Source organism: Pseudomonas putida, assembly GCA_041879295.1.
GTDB classification, from domain to species: domain Bacteria; phylum Pseudomonadota; class Gammaproteobacteria; order Pseudomonadales; family Pseudomonadaceae; genus Aquipseudomonas; species Aquipseudomonas putida_Y.
In genome coordinates this window covers 1,523,747-1,540,201 of the sequence record CP047152.1, presented here as the reverse complement: position 1 = coordinate 1,540,201, position 16,455 = coordinate 1,523,747, and the positions used below count along the sequence as shown (strand labels likewise).

At 62.8% G+C, this 16,455-nt stretch carries 14 protein-coding genes; 8 read left to right on the top strand and 6 right to left on the bottom strand.

The features are described 5' to 3' along the window. Window positions 1–116: 116 nt before the first annotated feature. Complete coding sequence (locus GST84_07145; protein XGB12151.1) at window positions 117–884, top strand: helix-turn-helix domain-containing protein; 768 nt, start codon at window positions 117–119, stop codon at window positions 882–884. 217 nt (window positions 885–1,101) lie between these two features. Beyond that, the gene (locus GST84_07140) at window positions 1,102–1,992 is read left to right on the top strand and encodes an EamA family transporter (protein XGB12150.1); all 891 of its coding nucleotides are present in this window, start codon (window positions 1,102–1,104) and stop codon (window positions 1,990–1,992) included. Here the strand turns inward: GST84_07140 and GST84_07135 are convergent, their stop codons facing one another. Beyond that, window positions 1,993–2,274, bottom strand: coding sequence for a SelT/SelW/SelH family protein (locus GST84_07135; GenBank protein XGB12149.1), 282 nt, complete (start codon window positions 2,272–2,274; stop codon window positions 1,993–1,995). It abuts the gene before it with no gap. Window positions 2,275–2,341: 67 nt separating this feature from the next. Here GST84_07135 and GST84_07130 point away from each other — a divergent pair, with 67 nt between their 5' ends. Beyond that, a complete protein-coding gene (locus GST84_07130; protein ID XGB12148.1) occupies window positions 2,342–4,528 on the top strand; it encodes a BamA/TamA family outer membrane protein in 2,187 nt (728 codons plus the stop codon). A gap of 38 nt (window positions 4,529–4,566) precedes the next feature. On the opposite strand, the gene GST84_07125 is transcribed toward GST84_07130, so the two are convergent. Next, window positions 4,567–5,004 carry a MarR family transcriptional regulator gene (locus GST84_07125; protein ID XGB12147.1) on the bottom strand — a complete coding sequence of 146 codons (438 nt, stop codon included), beginning with the start codon at window positions 5,002–5,004 and terminating at the stop codon, window positions 4,567–4,569. Window positions 5,005–5,154: 150 nt separating this feature from the next. Continuing rightward, window positions 5,155–7,302 carry a DNA helicase RecQ gene (gene recQ, locus GST84_07120; GenBank protein XGB12146.1) on the bottom strand — a complete coding sequence of 716 codons (2,148 nt, stop codon included), beginning with the start codon at window positions 7,300–7,302 and terminating at the stop codon, window positions 5,155–5,157. Between the two features lie 243 nt (window positions 7,303–7,545). On the opposite strand from recQ, the gene GST84_07115 reads away from it, so the two are divergent. The 3 genes from GST84_07115 (at window position 7,546) to GST84_07105 (ending at window position 10,176) form a co-directional block, all read left to right on the top strand. After that, complete coding sequence (locus GST84_07115; GenBank protein XGB12145.1) at window positions 7,546–8,133, top strand: UPF0149 family protein; 588 nt, start codon at window positions 7,546–7,548, stop codon at window positions 8,131–8,133. A 7-nt stretch (window positions 8,134–8,140) separates the two neighbouring features. Continuing rightward, window positions 8,141–8,506 carry a DUF454 family protein gene (locus GST84_07110; GenBank protein XGB12144.1) on the top strand — a complete coding sequence of 122 codons (366 nt, stop codon included), beginning with the start codon at window positions 8,141–8,143 and terminating at the stop codon, window positions 8,504–8,506. Window positions 8,507–8,817: 311 nt separating this feature from the next. Next, window positions 8,818–10,176 carry a TolC family outer membrane protein gene (locus tag GST84_07105; GenBank protein ID XGB12143.1) on the top strand — a complete coding sequence of 453 codons (1,359 nt, stop codon included), beginning with the start codon at window positions 8,818–8,820 and terminating at the stop codon, window positions 10,174–10,176. Between the two features lie 61 nt (window positions 10,177–10,237). On the opposite strand, the gene GST84_07100 is transcribed toward GST84_07105, so the two are convergent. From GST84_07100 to GST84_07090, 3 genes are all read right to left on the bottom strand, one after another. Beyond that, window positions 10,238–10,837: a DTW domain-containing protein gene (locus GST84_07100; GenBank protein XGB12142.1), complete on the bottom strand. Its 600-nt coding sequence runs from the start codon at window positions 10,835–10,837 to the stop codon at window positions 10,238–10,240. Between the two features lie 64 nt (window positions 10,838–10,901). Then, the gene (locus GST84_07095) at window positions 10,902–12,467 is read right to left on the bottom strand and encodes a PAS domain-containing protein (protein XGB12141.1); all 1,566 of its coding nucleotides are present in this window, start codon (window positions 12,465–12,467) and stop codon (window positions 10,902–10,904) included. Between the two features lie 137 nt (window positions 12,468–12,604). Then, complete coding sequence (locus GST84_07090) at window positions 12,605–13,498, bottom strand: LysR family transcriptional regulator (protein ID XGB12140.1); 894 nt, start codon at window positions 13,496–13,498, stop codon at window positions 12,605–12,607. Window positions 13,499–13,722: 224 nt separating this feature from the next. Here GST84_07090 and speB point away from each other — a divergent pair, with 224 nt between their 5' ends. Then, window positions 13,723–14,673, top strand: coding sequence for an agmatinase (speB, locus tag GST84_07085; GenBank protein XGB12139.1), 951 nt, complete (start codon window positions 13,723–13,725; stop codon window positions 14,671–14,673). A gap of 132 nt (window positions 14,674–14,805) precedes the next feature. After that, window positions 14,806–16,185: a sodium:solute symporter gene (locus GST84_07080; GenBank protein XGB12138.1), complete on the top strand. Its 1,380-nt coding sequence runs from the start codon at window positions 14,806–14,808 to the stop codon at window positions 16,183–16,185. Window positions 16,186–16,455 lie beyond the last annotated feature (270 nt).

Sequence of the window (16,455 nt, the reverse complement as noted above, 5' to 3'; positions counted from 1 at the left end):
GGCGCAGTTTGCTGGAGACTGGCAGGCGTACATGACAGCGCCATGGCAAAACAGTGACGAGTGATGGCGTGCAGGGATTGAGGCACAATGGGCACCCGCCCTGCGAGGAAGCCCCCATGACCGCCGGCCCGATCCTCTCGCTGCGCCATTACCGAGACAGCCTGATCGCCCACAGCCACGAACACCCGCAATTGGTGTTCGGCCTGCGCGGCCGCCTGGAGTTCGAGGTCCAGGGGCATGGTGCCGGGATCGATCGGCAGGGGCTGGTGGTGGTCCCGGCGGGTGCTCATCACACGTGCGCCAGCGATGCCGGCAGTGATTGCCTGGTGCTTGATGTGCCTGGGGAGCCTTGGCTGCACGAGCACTTGGGTGAGCATGCCGATGCCAGCCGCCGCCTGCTCGACCGCCCCATCGCCCTGGGCCTGGATGAACGCCAGCAGCAACTGGTGGACTGGCTGGCGAGCAGCCCTGTACACGACCCATTGATCGCCAGGCAAGGCGCGGCACTGCTGCTGGCCAGCCTCAACGTCACGGCGGCAGCCAGCGTGCACGCCAGCCAGCGCCTGCCCTATGCGTCCTTCGATGTGCATATCGAACAGCATGCTGCCTACCCGCTGCAGGTTGCCGACCTGGCGCGCATCGCCGGGCTGTCCAGTGCCCGGCTGCATGCGCGCTTTACCACTGAGTGCGGGATGACTCCGATGGACTACATTCGCCAGCGGCGTTTGCTCAAGGCGCGGCGGCTAATCGTGCAGACCGTGCTGCCGATGGGCGAGATAGCGGCGCAGGTCGGGTATAGCTCGCAAAGTGCCTTTTCAGCGGCGATGCTGCGGGCGTTCGGGTGTACACCTTTGGCTTTGCGGCGAGAGTCTGGCGATAACTGACAACAGTCTTGCGACAGAATGTGTTTGCCTGAGGCTTTACACTTTGCCTTTACCGGCCCTTTCGCGGGTAAACCCGCTCCTACAGGATTTGCGCGGCCCTGAAGGTTGTGCACAACCTGAGCGGGTCTACCCGCGAAAGGCCCGGCACAACCTGTAGGAGCGGGTTTACCCGCGAAAGGGCCGGCACTGCCTGTAGAGATCTTCATCAAGGACTACCATGAACCACCGCACCGCCCTCGGCGCCCTGCACATTGGCGCGCTGTTCTTCGGCCTTACCGGCGTTTTCGGCAAACTGGCCGCCAGCGCCAGCCCGGCGATCATCGTCTTCGGTCGGGCTGCCTTCGCCGTACTCGCCCTGGCCCTGTTCGTCAGCCTGGCAGGCCCGGGCTGGCAACGCCTGAGCAGCCAGGACGCGCGCCGCCTGCTGCTCGGCGGCGTGCTGCTGGCCGGCCATTGGGTCAGCTTCTTCATCGCCGTCAAAGTGGGCGGCGTAGCCATCGCCACCCTCGGCTTCGCCAGCTTCCCGGCCTTTACGGTGATCCTCGAAAGCCTGCTGTTCCGCGAGCGTATCCGCCGTAACGAAGCCGTATTGGTCGTGCTGGTCAGCATCGGCCTGATACTGGTCACGCCGGCATTCGACCTGGCCAGCGAAGCCACCGGCGGCCTGCTTTGGGCGCTGCTCTCGGGCCTGCTGTTCTCGCTGCTGTCACTGACCAACCGGGCTGGCTCCGGCCGGTTGCCTGCGGTACAGGCAGCCCTGTGGCAGAACCTGGTGGTAGGCCTGTGCCTGCTGCCGTTCGCCGCCCCCGGCCTGGCCAGCGTTGCGACCCTGGACTGGCTGTGGATCGCCCTGCTCGGCATCTTCTGCACGGGAGTGGCGCACAGCCTGTTCGTTGCCAGCCTGGCGGTGATCAAGGCGCGCACCGCCGCCGTCGTGTTCGGCATGGAGCCGGTCTACGGCATTGCCGTGGCCTGGGCAGTTTTCGCCGAAACCCCCACCGTGCGCATGCTGCTGGGCGGCGCGCTGATCATCTTCGCCATCGTGCTGTCCAGCCGTCTGGCGGCCGAGCAACCGCCCAGGCAGCGACCACTCACCGAGGGCGCCTGATCAGCGGTCGTTGTGACCAAGGCCACGCTGCGGGTCGACCAGGTCGCGCACCCGCTGCTTCAGTACCTTCGCTTCGGGGAAACCACCGTCGGCCTTGCGCTCCCAGATCTGCACACCATTGCAGGTGATGCGGAAGATACCCCCCGTACCCGGCTCCAGCGCTACCCGGCCAAGGTCGTCGGCAAAGGTGCTGAGCAGTTCCTGAGCCAGCCAGGCAGCGCGCAACAGCCACTGGCACTGGGTGCAATAGGTGATTACGATTTCCGGCTTGTTGTCAGCCATGGTGAAACATCTCCAGGTGAGGGGCCGCTTATACTAGCGGTCTTTCGCCCACGGTTTGAGACTCACGATGCGCCGTTTGCTGTTCTGTTTTCTGCTCGCCCTTACCTCGCTTACGGCAATCGCTGCGGAACCCGCCAGGCCCAAGGTCGGCCTGGTGTTATCTGGCGGTGCAGCCCGTGGCCTGGCCCACATCGGCGTACTCAAGGCGCTGGAGGAACAGGGTGTGCGCATCGACGCCATCGCCGGCACCAGCATGGGCGCGGTGGTCGGCGGCCTGTACGCCTCGGGCTACAGTGTCGAAGAGCTGGAAAAACTCGCTACCACCCTTGACTGGCAACAGGCGCTCTCCGATGCACCGCCGCGCGAGGATGTGCCGTTCCGGCGCAAGCAGGATGACCGCGACTTTCTGGTCAAGCAGAAGCTCAGCTTTCGCGACGACGGCAGCCTGGGCCTGCCGCTGGGTGTGATCCAGGGCCAGAACCTGTCACTGCTGCTGGAAAGCAAACTGGCGCATACCGCCGACACCCGCGACTTCGACAAGCTGCCCATTCCCTTCCGCGCCGTGGCCACCGACATCGCCAGTGGCGAAAAAGTCGTATTCCGCCGTGGTCACCTGCCCCAGGTAATCCGCGCCAGCATGTCGATCCCCGCCGTGTTCGCCCCGGTCGAACTGGACGGCCGCCTGCTGGTGGACGGCGGTATGGTCGACAACATTCCGGTGGATGTGGCCCGCGAAATGGGCGTGGACCTGGCCATCGTGGTCGACATCGGCACCCCGCTGCGCGATCGCAAACAATTACTGACGGTGGTCGACGTGCTGAATCAGTCGATCACTTTGATGACCCGCCGCAACTCCGAAGAACAACTGGCCAGCCTGCACCGCGACGACATTCTCATCCAGCCATCGCTGACTGCCTTCGGCGTGACAGATTTCGGCCGTGCCCGCGACATGATCGACGCCGGTTACCGCGCCACTCGCCTGCTTGACACACGCCTGGCCGCCCTGCGCCAGCTCGAGGGCGACGCCAGCCTGGCCGTGGCCCGCTCGCCGCGCCAGCGCACGCCGGTAATTACCGCAATCCGGATCGAAAACGACTCCAAGGTCAGTGATGATGTGATCCGCTCGTACATCCGCCAGCCGATCGACGCACCGCTGGAACTGGACCGCCTGCAGACCGACATGGGTACGCTGTATGGCCTGGACTACTTCGACAGGGTGCAGTACCGCGTGGTGCACAAGGGCAACGACAACACCCTGGTGATCAACGCCCGCGGACGACGCGGCGGCACCGACTACCTGCGCCTGGGCCTGAACCTGTCCGATGACCTGCGTGGCGACAGCGCTTTCAACCTGGGCGCCAGCTACCGGGTCAACGGCATCAACAGCCTTGGCGCCGAATGGCTTACCCGCGGCCAGATCGGCGATAAGCAAGAGCTGTACAGTGAGTTCTACCAACCCCTGGATGTGGGCTCACGCTACTTCATCGCGCCGTACCTGGACCTGGGCTCGCAGAACATCGAAGCGACCCTGGACAACGACCCCGTTGCCGAGTATCGCCTGGAGCGCTACGGCTTTGGCCTGAATGTAGGCCGGCAGATCGGCAACAGCGGTGAAGTGCGCCTGGGCGCGGGCAAAGCCTGGGGCGAAGCCGAAGTGCGCATCGGCGACCAGGACTTGCCCAAAGTCAGTTTCAACGAAGGTTTCTACGAACTGAAGTACTCGTTCGACACCCTCGATAACGTGTATTTCCCGCACCATGGCGAGGACATCGGCCTGACCTTGCGCAAATACGACAAGTCGCTGGACTCCGACCAGGATTACCGGCAGTGGCTGTTTAACCTGGACAAGGCCATCAGCATCGGGCCGAACACGTTCGTGCTGGGTGGGGGCTACGGGCGCACGCTGGACGATACCGAAGTGGTGACGTCGAGCTTTGTGATAGGCGGGGCGCGACAGCTGTCAGGCTTCCGCCAGGACTCGGTATCGGGGCAGAACGTAAGCCTGTTGCGCATGGTCTATTACCGCCGGCTGACGCCGCGGGCCTATGTGCCGCTGGACTTCCCGTTATACATTGGCGGTTCGCTGGAGCGTGGGCGGGCATGGAACAACGACAACGAGTTCGACAGTGGGTACATCAATGCGGCGAGCATCTTCCTGGGGCTGGAGACGCCTTTAGGGCCGCTGAATTTCAGCTATGGCGCCAACACTGCACATGAACAAGCGGTGTACCTGAACCTTGGGCACACCTTCTGAGGCTTGGGTTTGCACTGCACCTGAATGGATGGGTGAGCTCAGGACTTTTCGAGGTTGGCCAGGATCTTGGCATGCACGCGCATACAGGTCTGCAAGTCGGCCTCGTCCACGCCGGTAAACAGCTCTACCCGCAGCTGGTTGGCAATGGTCTCGATCTGATCGATCAACGGCTTGGCCGGCGGGCACAGCACAATCTTCTTCGCCCGCCGATCCTCCAGTACCGCCTGCCGCCGCACCAGTCCTTGCGCTTCCAGGCTGTCAAGCAGACGCGCCAGGGTCGGGCCTTCGACGCCTACGCTCTGGGCCAGCTCACGCTGGGTCGGGGCTTCTTCGAAGCGGGCCAGGTGCAGCAACACCAGCCAGCGCGCCTGGGACAGGTTGAGCCCGGCCAGGCGGCGGTCCAGCTCGGCACGCCAACCTCGGGACATCTGGGCCAGTTGCATGCCAAAGCGGTGTTGGTTGTCGTTCAGGGGCATAAGGAACTCATTGAGTAGATCTAATTATTAGGCAGCTAACCATGCCCTGCCCCATGAGGCAAGGCTCGGCCTGGTCTACGCGCTCGATAATCGTCAAAAAGCATGACAAAGGTCAGCAGATGGCGCTTGCGCCTTCGATCCTGCCGGTGTTTACAATTCGAATTCCGCCGCCAGTGCTGCCCGCACGCAATAGAGTACGCCCTCCGGTACCCGCGCCCCGAACTGGGGGGCAATGGCCGACACCGGTGGCAGTTCACCCTCACCATCAAGAAAGGCGTCCTGCACCTCCAGCATCAGGTCTTCCGGCAGGTCGATGGCCTGATCAAGACTCAGCTCCTGGCGCCCCAGCGCCTCGGCCAGCAGGCTATACACGTTCTTCTCGCTGCAGTTGAGCTGCCCGGCGATCTGCGCCGGGGTCATGCCGGCACGGGCCAGGCTGACCAGTTCGTGGCGCAGGTCGAGCACCACTTTCGGTGCCTCGTCGGTGCCACCACTGTTGTTCAGCACTTCGAGGAACGCCTGGCCGTAGCGCTCCAGCTTGCGCGCCCCCACACCGCTGACCTGGGCCATGTCGCTGAGGCTGACCGGCTGGCTGCGCAGCATCTCCAGCAGTGTCGAGTCGGGGAAGATGACGTAGGGTGGCACACTGTGTTCTTCGGCCAGCTTGCGACGCAGGGTACGCAGCGCTTCCCACAGATCGCGCTCTTCGGCACGCACCAGCTGGCTGGCCGGGCTGCCGCCACCGGACGACGAGGTTTTGGCTGTGGTCTGGGGTTTGAGATCACGGCGCAGTTGCAAGGTCACCTCGCCGCGCAGCAGCGGCCGGCAGCTGTCGGACAGGCGCAGGCCGCCGTAGCCTTCGAGGTCGATATCGACCAGCCCGCGCGCCACCAGCTGCCGGAACAGCGAGCGCCACTCGACCTCGGCCAGACCTTTGCCAACACCAAATACCGACAACTTCTCGTGGCCGAAATTGCGCACCTTCTCGGTGTCCTTGCCTAACAGCACATCGACCAGGTGGCCAACACCATAACGCTGGCCGGTGCGGAACACCGCCGACAGCGCCTGGCGGGCCGGCTCGGTAGCGTCCCAGGTCTGGATGTTGTCGACACAGTTGTCGCAATGCCCGCACGGTTGTTCAAGGGTCTCGTCGAAGTAGGCCAGCAGCGACTGGCGGCGGCAGCGGGTTTCTTCGCACAGCGCCAGCATGGCATCCAGCTTGTGCTGCTCTATACGTTTGTGGCGCTCGTCGCCTTCGGAGTTCTGCAGCATCTGCTTGAGCATCACCATGTCCTGCAGCCCGTAGGCCATCCAGGCATCGGAGGGCAGGCCGTCACGGCCGGCACGGCCGGTTTCCTGGTAGTAGGCCTCAAGCGATTTGGGCAGGTCGAGGTGGGCAACGAAGCGCACGTTGGGCTTGTCGATACCCATGCCGAAAGCAATGGTAGCAACCATGATCAGCCCTTCCTCGTTCAGGAAGCGATGCTGGTTGGCCGCCCGCGTCTCGGCGGCCAGGCCGGCGTGGTAAGGCAGCGCTGGGAAACCCTGACTACAGAGGAAGGCGGCGGTTTCGTCGACCTTCTTGCGCGACAGGCAGTAGACGATGCCAGCGTTGCCACGGCGCTCGCCGAGAAAGGCCATCAGTTGCTTGCGCGGTGCCTCCTTGGGCACGATGCGGTAGAAGATGTTGGGCCGGTCGAAACTCGACAGGAAGCGCTCGGCGCCTTGCAGGTGCAGGCGCTGGACAATCTCCTCGCGGGTCCGCATGTCGGCGGTAGCGGTAAGCGCAATGCGCGGAACATGCGGGAACAGTTCGGCCAGCTGGCCCAGCTGCAGGTACTCTGGGCGGAAATCGTGACCCCATTGCGATACGCAGTGGGCCTCGTCAATGGCGAACAGCGAGATGTCCAGATCGCGCAGGAAGTCGAGCATGCGCGGCTGCACCAAGCGTTCCGGTGCCAGATACAGCATCTTGACTTCACCACGGCGCAGGCGCCCGGCCAGTTCACGCTGCTGCTCCGCCGTCAGGGTAGAGTTCAGGGCGGCCGCAGACACACCCAGCTCGTCAAGGGTGGCGACCTGGTCGTCCATCAGCGCGATCAGTGGCGATACCACCACCGTCAGGCCCGGGCGCAGCAGCCCCGGCACCTGGAAACACAGCGATTTGCCGCCACCGGTGGGCATCAGCACCAAGGCATCGCCGCCATTGGCCACGCATTCGATGATCGCTGCCTGGCGCCCACGGAAACTGTCGTAGCCGAAGATGTCCTTGAGAACGCGCTGAGCCTGTTCGAGCATGTGCAACTCCAAATCGCCGTACCATCCTGGATAAAGGCTGGACGAAAAACCCGCCCCGCACACGCCAAATGCGTAAGCGGTTTTTGCCAGGCAGCCGGCAAAACCTGCCCCTGGATGAAAAATCGCGGAGTATACCGCAGCGCAGCGATGCACAGGCACCATGGCGATAGACGTTCCCTTTGCCCCGCTGCCGCTGCAAGGTGCTAGAATTCGTTATCGTTTATTCCCCAAGGTAGCCCTGTAATGTCCTTCGCCGAGCAACTGACCCGCCTGCAAGCCTTCCTCGACGCCGACGAGCTGCACGAAGAAGCGCTGGACTATGTCGCCGCACACGGCTACCTCACCGCACTTTCGATCAACGCCGAGGACGTGCCCGAGCGCGAGTGGATCGACGCCCTGTTCGCCGAAGAGCCGCACTACGCCAGCGAAGCCCAGCGCACCGAGATCGAGGCCACCCTGGTAGCGCTCAAGGCGCACATTGCCCGCCAGTTGGCCAGCGACGAAGAATTCGACCTGCCATGCGACCTCGACCTGACCGATGAGCCGGACGATTCAGACCTGCGCGGCTGGTGCATCGGCTTCATGGAAGGCGTGTTCCTGCGGGAAGAGGCGTGGTTCGAAAACGCCGAAGAAGAAGTCAGCGAGATGCTGCTGCCGATCATGGTGGGTTCGGGATTGTTCGACGAGCAACCAGAGTTCGCCGACATCGCCAGCAACGCCAACCTGCAGGATGACATGATCGTGCAGATCCCCGAAGCACTGAGCGCTCTATTCCTGCTGCTGCACGCCCCTGACGAAAAACCAGCGCTGCTCAAGCCACGCCACCACTGAGCAACCTGTGCGCTACCTGCTGCTGGCTACCGGCTGGCTCAGCGTCGCGCTGGGGGTGCTGGGGATATTCCTGCCGGTATTGCCCACCACCCCCTTCCTGCTTTTGGCGGCGGCCTGCTTTGCCCGCAGCTCGCCGCGCTTTCACCACTGGCTGGTCCATCATCCCAAGCTGGGGCCATGGATCCGTGACTACCTCAGTGGTGAAGGCATCCCCCTCAAGGGCAAGGTCTACGCCATCGGCCTGATGTGGGCCAGCATTGGCCTGTCGTGCTACCTGGTCCCGCTATTCTGGGCACGTACCTTCATGCTGACCAGTGCCGTACTGGTCACCCTGTACATTCTCAGCCTGAAAACGCTGCACAGGCCAAAGTGACAATATTTTGTCGCCAAATATCGCTTTCGCCTAATGGGCGCCCTCTTTATCTGAATTAGTTCTGGAACCGCGCACAACCCTTGTGCTCATTGGCTTTCATAGCATTCAGCACCGCCATTCCCTGCCCCTTAAAGCAAAATTATTAGACAATAAAAGTCTTATATGTCAATTTGATATGAATAAATCTTCTTATCTATCGCGTTGAATGTACTTAGCTGTGTTGTTAAAAACCTGCAACACTATATGCGATAAGTTTATCGTCATTTTTTTGGCGAGCAGCAGGATCAATTCCAGGATCAGGGAGATGTACCATGCGCGTTTTGAACCCCATCACCAGTGCTTTACTGTTGGCCCTGGCGAGTGCCAACGTACAGGCGATGTCGATTACCGAGGCTGTCCAAAGCGCCGTGGACTACCACCCACAAGTCAGCTCCAACCGTAACAGCAAGCTGTCGGCCGATGAAGACGTGAAGTTCGCGCGTGGTGGCTACTACCCTTCCGTGGACCTGGTTGCCGGTTACGGCCGCCAGCGCTCGGACAACGCCACTACCCGTGCAGCGGGTAATCACAACAAGGAAACCCTCAACTACACCCAGTCCGAGCTGCGCCTGCGGCAGATGATCTTCGACGGCTTCAACACCGCGAATGAAGTGGGCCGCACCGAGGCGGTCTCTACCTCCCGCGCCTATTACACCCAGGCCGTCGCCCAGGATGTCGCCCTGCGTGCAGTCGAGGTCTACCTGGAAGTGCTAAAACGCCGTGAACTGGTGACCTTGGCCAAGAACAACCTGCAAGCTCACCTGCGCGTCAACGACCAGATTGGCCTGCGCAACGAGCGCGGCGTCGGCAGCACCGCCGACCTCGACCAGTCCCGCGCCCGTCGCGCCCTGGCAGAAAACAACCTGGACACCGCCGAAGTCGACCTGGCCGATGCCGAGGCCAACTTCTTCAGTGTGATCGGCCGTGCCCCGGACGAGCTGGAAAGCCCGCAGACCATCAAGGGCGAGGTGCCAGGCACCCTCGAAGAAGCCCGCGATGGCATGCGTCAGAACAACCCGTATATCAAGTCTGCCCAGGCTGACGTCAACGCCGCCGAGAAGCAGTACGAAGTGGGCAAGTCGACCTTCTACCCACGCTTCGACGCCATTCTGGCAACTGGTGCCAACAACAACACCGGCGGCGAAAAAGGCCACAACAACAACGACTGGCAAGCTGGCGTGGAGATGAACTACAACCTGTTCCGCGGCGGCAGCGACAAGGCTCGCCTGCAGTCCGACGCGCACAAGATCAACCAGGCACTGGACATTCGCAACAACGCCCTGCGGGAGTTGACCGAGAACCTGAGCCTGGCGTGGAACGCCATGAACAACGCCAGCAAGCAGCTGCCAACTGCGCGTGAATACGCCGAGACCACCAAGCGTGTGCGTGCGGCCTACCAGGACCAGTTCGGCCTGGGCCAGCGCACCCTGCTGGACGTACTCGACAGTGAAAACGAGCTGTACAACGCCGACCGCCGCTACACCGAGGTGCGTTATACCGAAGAGTTCTCACGCTACCGCGTACTGGCGACCATGGGTGAATTGCTGAGCAAACAGCATATTTCGCTGCCGCCAGAGGCGCTGGCGACTACCGAAGTACGCACAGAGGCGCGTCTGCCTGAGATGCGTTGAGCGGGTTTGAGATAGCGGGGCCGCTTTGTGCTGCGAATGGGCTGCAAAGCAGCCCCAACCCTCACTCGCGGCCATGATTACGCTGAAACGTCTCTACCCCCATGGCCCTGATCTGCCCCTCGATCAACGCCTCGAACGGCGCCAGCAGTGCGTCAAAGCAGGCCGGTTGCTCCAACGTGTTCAACGCCCCGACCACCGCCTCGATCGTCGACACTGCACCCGCCTCCGGCGCTTTGCGCAACCGATAGCGCGAAGCCGCCACCTGCCCCAGCGTCACCCGTGGCAGCCCCCCCAGCAACGGGTTCAGGTACAGCAGCTTGCGCGCCTTGCGCCAGGTGCCGTCGGGTACGATCAGCAACAAAGGTTTGTCACCCGCCTCGCCATACGCTGTCAGCTCCTGCGCGTCATCGCCCGGGAACAGCAGCACCGGGTGGTATCCGGGGGTGGCGAGCAGGTCATGTAGGTCATCGAATACCTCCCCAATCCGCAGCTCGGCATTGTTCAGGCCAAGGGCAGCCAGACGCGCCGTGTTCAGGGCGTGGGCAGTTTCACTGGGGTGCTGCAGCAGGACCACGCGGGTACGGCTATCGAGCGCGGGAATCAATGGGCATAGGCAATGGTCGAGCGGGCGCTGGCAGCGCTCGCAGCGGGGTCTGGGCATGGCGGTCTCCTTGGCGGGGACAGTTTGCCACATAACCGGGGCCCGCTTTGCGGGCCCCGTGATTTCAGCGGTTGAACCTTTCAGCCAGGCTGTGCAGGTACTCCGCCATGCGCTCGAGGTCCTGGCTGATTTCCGCGCCTTGCCTGGCTTGCCCGGCACTCTGGTCGCACAGTTGGGCAATCCTCACGATCTGCTGGTTGATGTCTTCTGCCACATGGGTCTGCTGCTCCGATGCCGTGGCCATCTGCTGGCTCATGCCGGTGATGCGGCTGACCGCCTGGGCAATCCCGCTCAGCGCCGCCTGCACCGCCTCGACACTGTGCACACTGTCCCGGGAAATCTGCTCACCCCGGCTAGCAGTGCTGACCGCTCGCTCCGCCCCGGCCCTCAAGGAGGCGATGATATGGTGAATCTCTTCGGTCGAAGCGCGGGTACGCTGCGCCAACGACCGCACCTCATCAGCCACTACGGCGAACCCACGCCCTTGCTCACCGGCGCGCGCCGCTTCAATGGCAGCGTTAAGCGCCAGCAGGTTGGTCTGCTCGGCAATCGAAGTGATCACGTCGACCACGCTGCCAATCGACTGGGTCTGCTCGGCCAAGGCGTTGACCGCCTGACCAATGTCATTGACCGCATCGCTCATGCTGCCCATGGCTTGCAGGCTCTTCAGGGCCAGCTCGCTGCCCTGCTGCGCCAGCTGGTCGGCATCACCTGCCGCGTGTGCCGTGCTTTGCACGTTGTGGGTGACCTGCTGGATGGTTGCCGCCATCTGTGCGATAGCCGTGGCGGATTGGTCGGTCTCGCTGCGCTGCCGGTCGAGCATCTGCGCCTGGGCATCGGACAGGTCGGAAGATTGCGCCGCCCGCGACTTTACCCCGACCCCGGCATCCACCAGCCGGGTCAGGGCCGTTTGCAGGCGGGCTTCCTCGCTGATGATGGCCAGGTCGAGCTGGCCCTGCAGGCCCGGGTTGTCGCTGTAGGTCAGCGCCACCAACGGACTGGTAAAAGCCCTGGGATGCTCAGCCAACGTGCGGCGAATGGCCTGGTTCTGCCGATGCTCGACCCAGTACCACGCCAGCAGCAGACTTGCCATCAGCACCGCGAGTGCGGCATAGGGTGGCAGCCAAAGGTAACCCGCCGCCGACAGCAGGCCGGCGCCGATCAGCGGCCAGCCATGGCCCAGGCCGTGCCCCAGGCGGGCAGCCCAAGGCACTGGCCCGCGGCCATCGCGCAAGCGCGCATACAGTGCCTCGGCACGGCGGATCTGCTCGCGCGTGGGCACCGAGCGCACCGACTCGTAGCCACTGATCCGGCCCTGTTCGTATATCGCCGTGACGTAGGCGCTTACCCAGTAGTAATCGCCGTTCTTCGCCCGGTTCTTGACTATGCCCATCCAGGGTTTGCCCTGTTTGATGGTTTCCCACATGTGGCCAAACACTGCCGGCGGCATGTCCGGGTGGCGCACCAGGTTGTGCGGTTGGCCGACCAGCTCGTCGTAGGTAAAGCCGCTGATCGCTACAAAGGCGTCGTTGCAGTAGGTGATTCGGCTGTCGAGGTCAGTCGTGGAAATAAGGCGTTGATCGCCGGGGAAGGTTCTTTCGTGCTCAGTGACGGGCAAATTCATGCGCATCTTGGGCGATCCTTGCAGGATGAAATGAGGGGAAATCATCAGCGCAAGTTGATATGTAGCAGAGCGCTATCAGGTTAGCGGCCAGCGTTTACCGGAATTTAACCCCCTCCCGACGGAATGCATGAATGCGTCGCATCTCAGCCCACGTTGAGCTGGCTTTTCAGCAGGTCACGGAAGGTCTGGATCAACGGTTCACGGCTGCGACCGCGACGAATGATCAGCGAGAACGGGGCCTGGTAACCAAAGGTCGACGGCGACAGCACGCGCAAATCACCTTTGTCGACCCAGGCCTGGGCGTAGTGCTCGGGCAGGTAGCCGATGTAGGCCCCGGAAAGGATCAGGATCAGCTGCGCCTCCATGCTTTCAACCGTCGCTGCACTGTGCTTGAAGCCATGCCGGGCCAGTTCGGCCTGGCTCCAGTAACCACGCCCGACCATGCGCTGCTGGGTCACCACCTGCTCGGGGATGCGCCGCTCGGCATACAACGGGTGGCGGCTGCTGCAGTACAGCCAGTGCTGTTCGCGGTACAACGGCTGGTAGAGCAAGCCGCTCATCCGCGAAGAAAACGCGCCGATGGCCAGGTCCAGGCGGTTGTCCTGCACACCCAGTTGCAGCTCGTAGGGGCTGGACACCGACAGGTGCAGGTGCACCGCTGGGTGCTCCTGGCTGTAGGCACCGATGGCTTCGGCAAGCGGCAAGGCGCGGTCACCGACAGTGGAGTCGATCACCCCAAGGTTGAGGGTGCCACGCAATTCACCCTTGAGGGCGGCGGCATACTGCTCGAAACCGTCCAGCTCGGCCAGCAGGCGCAGGGTTTCCTGATGGAACAGCTCGCCCTTGCTGGTAAGGCTGAAGCCGCCCCGACCACGGTGGCACAGCACGATACCCAAAGCACCCTCCAGCTGGCTCATGTAGGTACTGATGGCCGAGGTCGACAGGTTCAGCTCGCGCTGGGCGTTGGCAAAGCCCTGGTGGCGCACCACGCTGATGAAGATGCGCAGCAGTTTCAGGTCGGGCAAGGTCGAGGCCATGGTGCAACGGTTCCACAAGGGTATGTGCGCGCAGTCTAACTGCTCCACACGCCTTTAGTTCAGAAAATCCTGAACTAAGTATTTGTCGGTAGCGATTCTTCCCGGGCACTACCTTGAGCAGACTTGGCCGAAATGTCCCTGCCCGCCGGCAAACCACACATGAATGGCGCGCGGCGGCACAGGTTCGAACAAACACAACAATCGACCGACTGATGAGGCCCACCGTGGACAAGACTCTCCACCAACCACTGGGCGGCAACGAAATGCCGCGTTTCGGCGGCATCGCCACCATGCTCCGCCTCCCCCACCTGCAAAGCGCCGCAGGCCTGGATGCTGCCTTCATCGGCGTGCCACTGGATATCGGTACCTCGCTACGCTCCGGCACCCGCTTCGGCCCACGGCAGATCCGCGCCGAATCGGTGATGATCCGCCCGTACAACATGGCTACCGGTGCCGCCCCGTTCGACTCGCTGTCGGTCGCCGATATCGGCGATGTGGCAATCAACACCTTCAATCTGCTGGACGCCGTGCGCATCATTGAAGAAGCGTATGACGAGATCGTCGAGCACAACGTCATTCCCATGACCCTGGGGGGCGATCACACCATCACCCTGCCGATCCTGCGTGCGCTGCACAAAAAACACGGCAAGATCGGTCTGGTGCACATCGATGCCCACGCCGACGTCAACGACCACATGTTCGGCGAGAAAATCGCCCACGGCACCACCTTCCGCCGCGCCGTGGAAGAAGGCCTGCTGGACTGTGAGCGCGTGGTGCAGATCGGCCTGCGCGCCCAGGGCTACACCGCCGATGACTTCAACTGGAGCCGTCGCCAGGGCTTCCGCGTGGTCCAGGCCGAAGAGTGCTGGCACAAGTCGCTGGAGCCCCTGATGGCCGAAGTGCGGGAAAAAGTCGGCGGTGGCCCGGTTTACCTGTCTTTCGACATCGATGGCATCGACCCGGCCTGGGCGCCCGGTACCGGAACCCCGGAAATCGGCGGCTTGACCACCATCCAGGCGATGGAGATCATTCGCGGCTGCCACGGCCTGGACCTGATCGGCTGTGACCTTGTCGAAGTCTCCCCGCCTTACGACACCACCGGCAACACCTCGCTGCTCGGTGCCAACCTGCTGTTCGAGATGCTCTGCGTGCTACCTGGCGTGGTGCGTCGCTAATACCGCTCTACCCCGGCAGGAGCCATGAGGGAGGGCCACTGAGGCCCGCCAACACAAGAAAAGACCGCCGGGCGCCGTGCAAACGCCCGCGCGGTCGATCTCGCCATAATAAAGATAATCGGGAGACCCCCAATGGCCTTGGACATCATTGTTGTAATGATCTACACCGCTGGCATGCTAGGGCTTGGCTGGTATGGCATGCGACGCGCGAAAACCCATGAAGACTACCTGGTAGCCGGGCGCAATCTCGGCCCGGTGCTGTACATGGGCACCATGGCCACCACCGTACTCGGTGGCGCCTCCACCGTCGGCACCGTGCGCCTGGGCTACGTCCACGGCATTTCCGGCTTCTGGCTGTGCGCAGCCCTTGGCCTGGGCATCATCGCCATCAACCTGTTCCTCGCCAAACCGCTGCTGCGCCTGCGCATCTTCACCGTGACTCAGGTGCTGGAGCAACGCTACAACCCCACCGCACGCCAGGCGAGCGCCGTCATCATGCTGGCTTACGCGCTGATGATTGGGGTCACCTCGACCCTGGCCATGGCCACCGTCCTGCAGGTGCTGCTGGACCTGCCGTTCTGGGCTTCTCTGATGCTCGGCGGCGGCGTGGTAGTGCTGTACTCGACCATCGGTGGCATGTGGTCGCTGACCCTGACCGATATCGTCCAGTTCGTGATCAAGACCGTCGGCCTGATGTTCATCCTGCTGCCAGTGTGCCTGTACAAGGCCGGTGGCTGGGACACCCTGGTGGCCAAATTGCCAGCGGCCAGCTTCCAGCTGACTACCATTGGCTGGGACACCATCATCACTTACTTCCTGATCTACTTCTTCGGCATCCTCATCGGCCAGGACATCTGGCAACGGGTGTTCACCGCCCGTGACGAAAAGGTCTGTCAGCGTGCCGGTACCACCGCTGGTGTGTACTGCGTGCTGTATGGCCTGGCCTGTGCTGCGATCGGCATGGCTGCGCACGTGCTGATGCCCGACCTGGCCAACCCGAACAACGCCTTTGCCGAGATGATCAAGACCACCCTGCCCGATGGCATCCGTGGCCTGCTGATGGCCGCGGCCCTGGCGGCGATGATGTCCACCGCCAGTGCCGGCCTGCTGGCTGCCTCGACCACCGTGACCGAAGACCTGCTGCCCAAGCTGCGTGGCGGCAAGCAGTCGAGCCTGGGTACCAGCCGCCTGTTCACCCTGCTCACTGGCCTGGTGGTGCTGGGCATCGCGCTGGTGGTGAATGATGTGATCAACGCCCTGACCCTGGCTTATAACCTGCTGGTCGGCGGCATGCTGATCCCGCTGATCGGGGCGATCTTCTGGAAGCGTGCGACCACCGCAGGCGCGATTGCCAGCATGTCGCTGGGCTTTGCCACCGCCCTGCTGTTCATGTTCCTGGACGGGCTGGAGGCCAATACGCCGATCTACTACAGCCTGGCAGTAGGGCTGGTGAGCTTTGTAGTGGTGAGCCTGGTGTCGCGCAAGTCGGTGGCGGCGGTGAAGCTGGCCTGACCGTTGTACCGGCCCTTTCACTTGTAGGAGCGGGCTTGCCCGCGAAAGAGCCAGTACAGGCAATAGACAATCAACAGGCACAAAAAGGCCGCTGCACACACTCGGGTGCAGCGGCCTCTGTCGTTAATCAGCGACGACGCGATTGACGTTTGCGCTGCTCTTCATCAGTCGGGATCGGCACCGGCTGCAAGGGTGGTGGAATCAGCCCCAAGGCGACGGCCAGGTCGTGGAGCCAGTTTGACAGTGGTTTATTCATAATGCCCCCTTGAC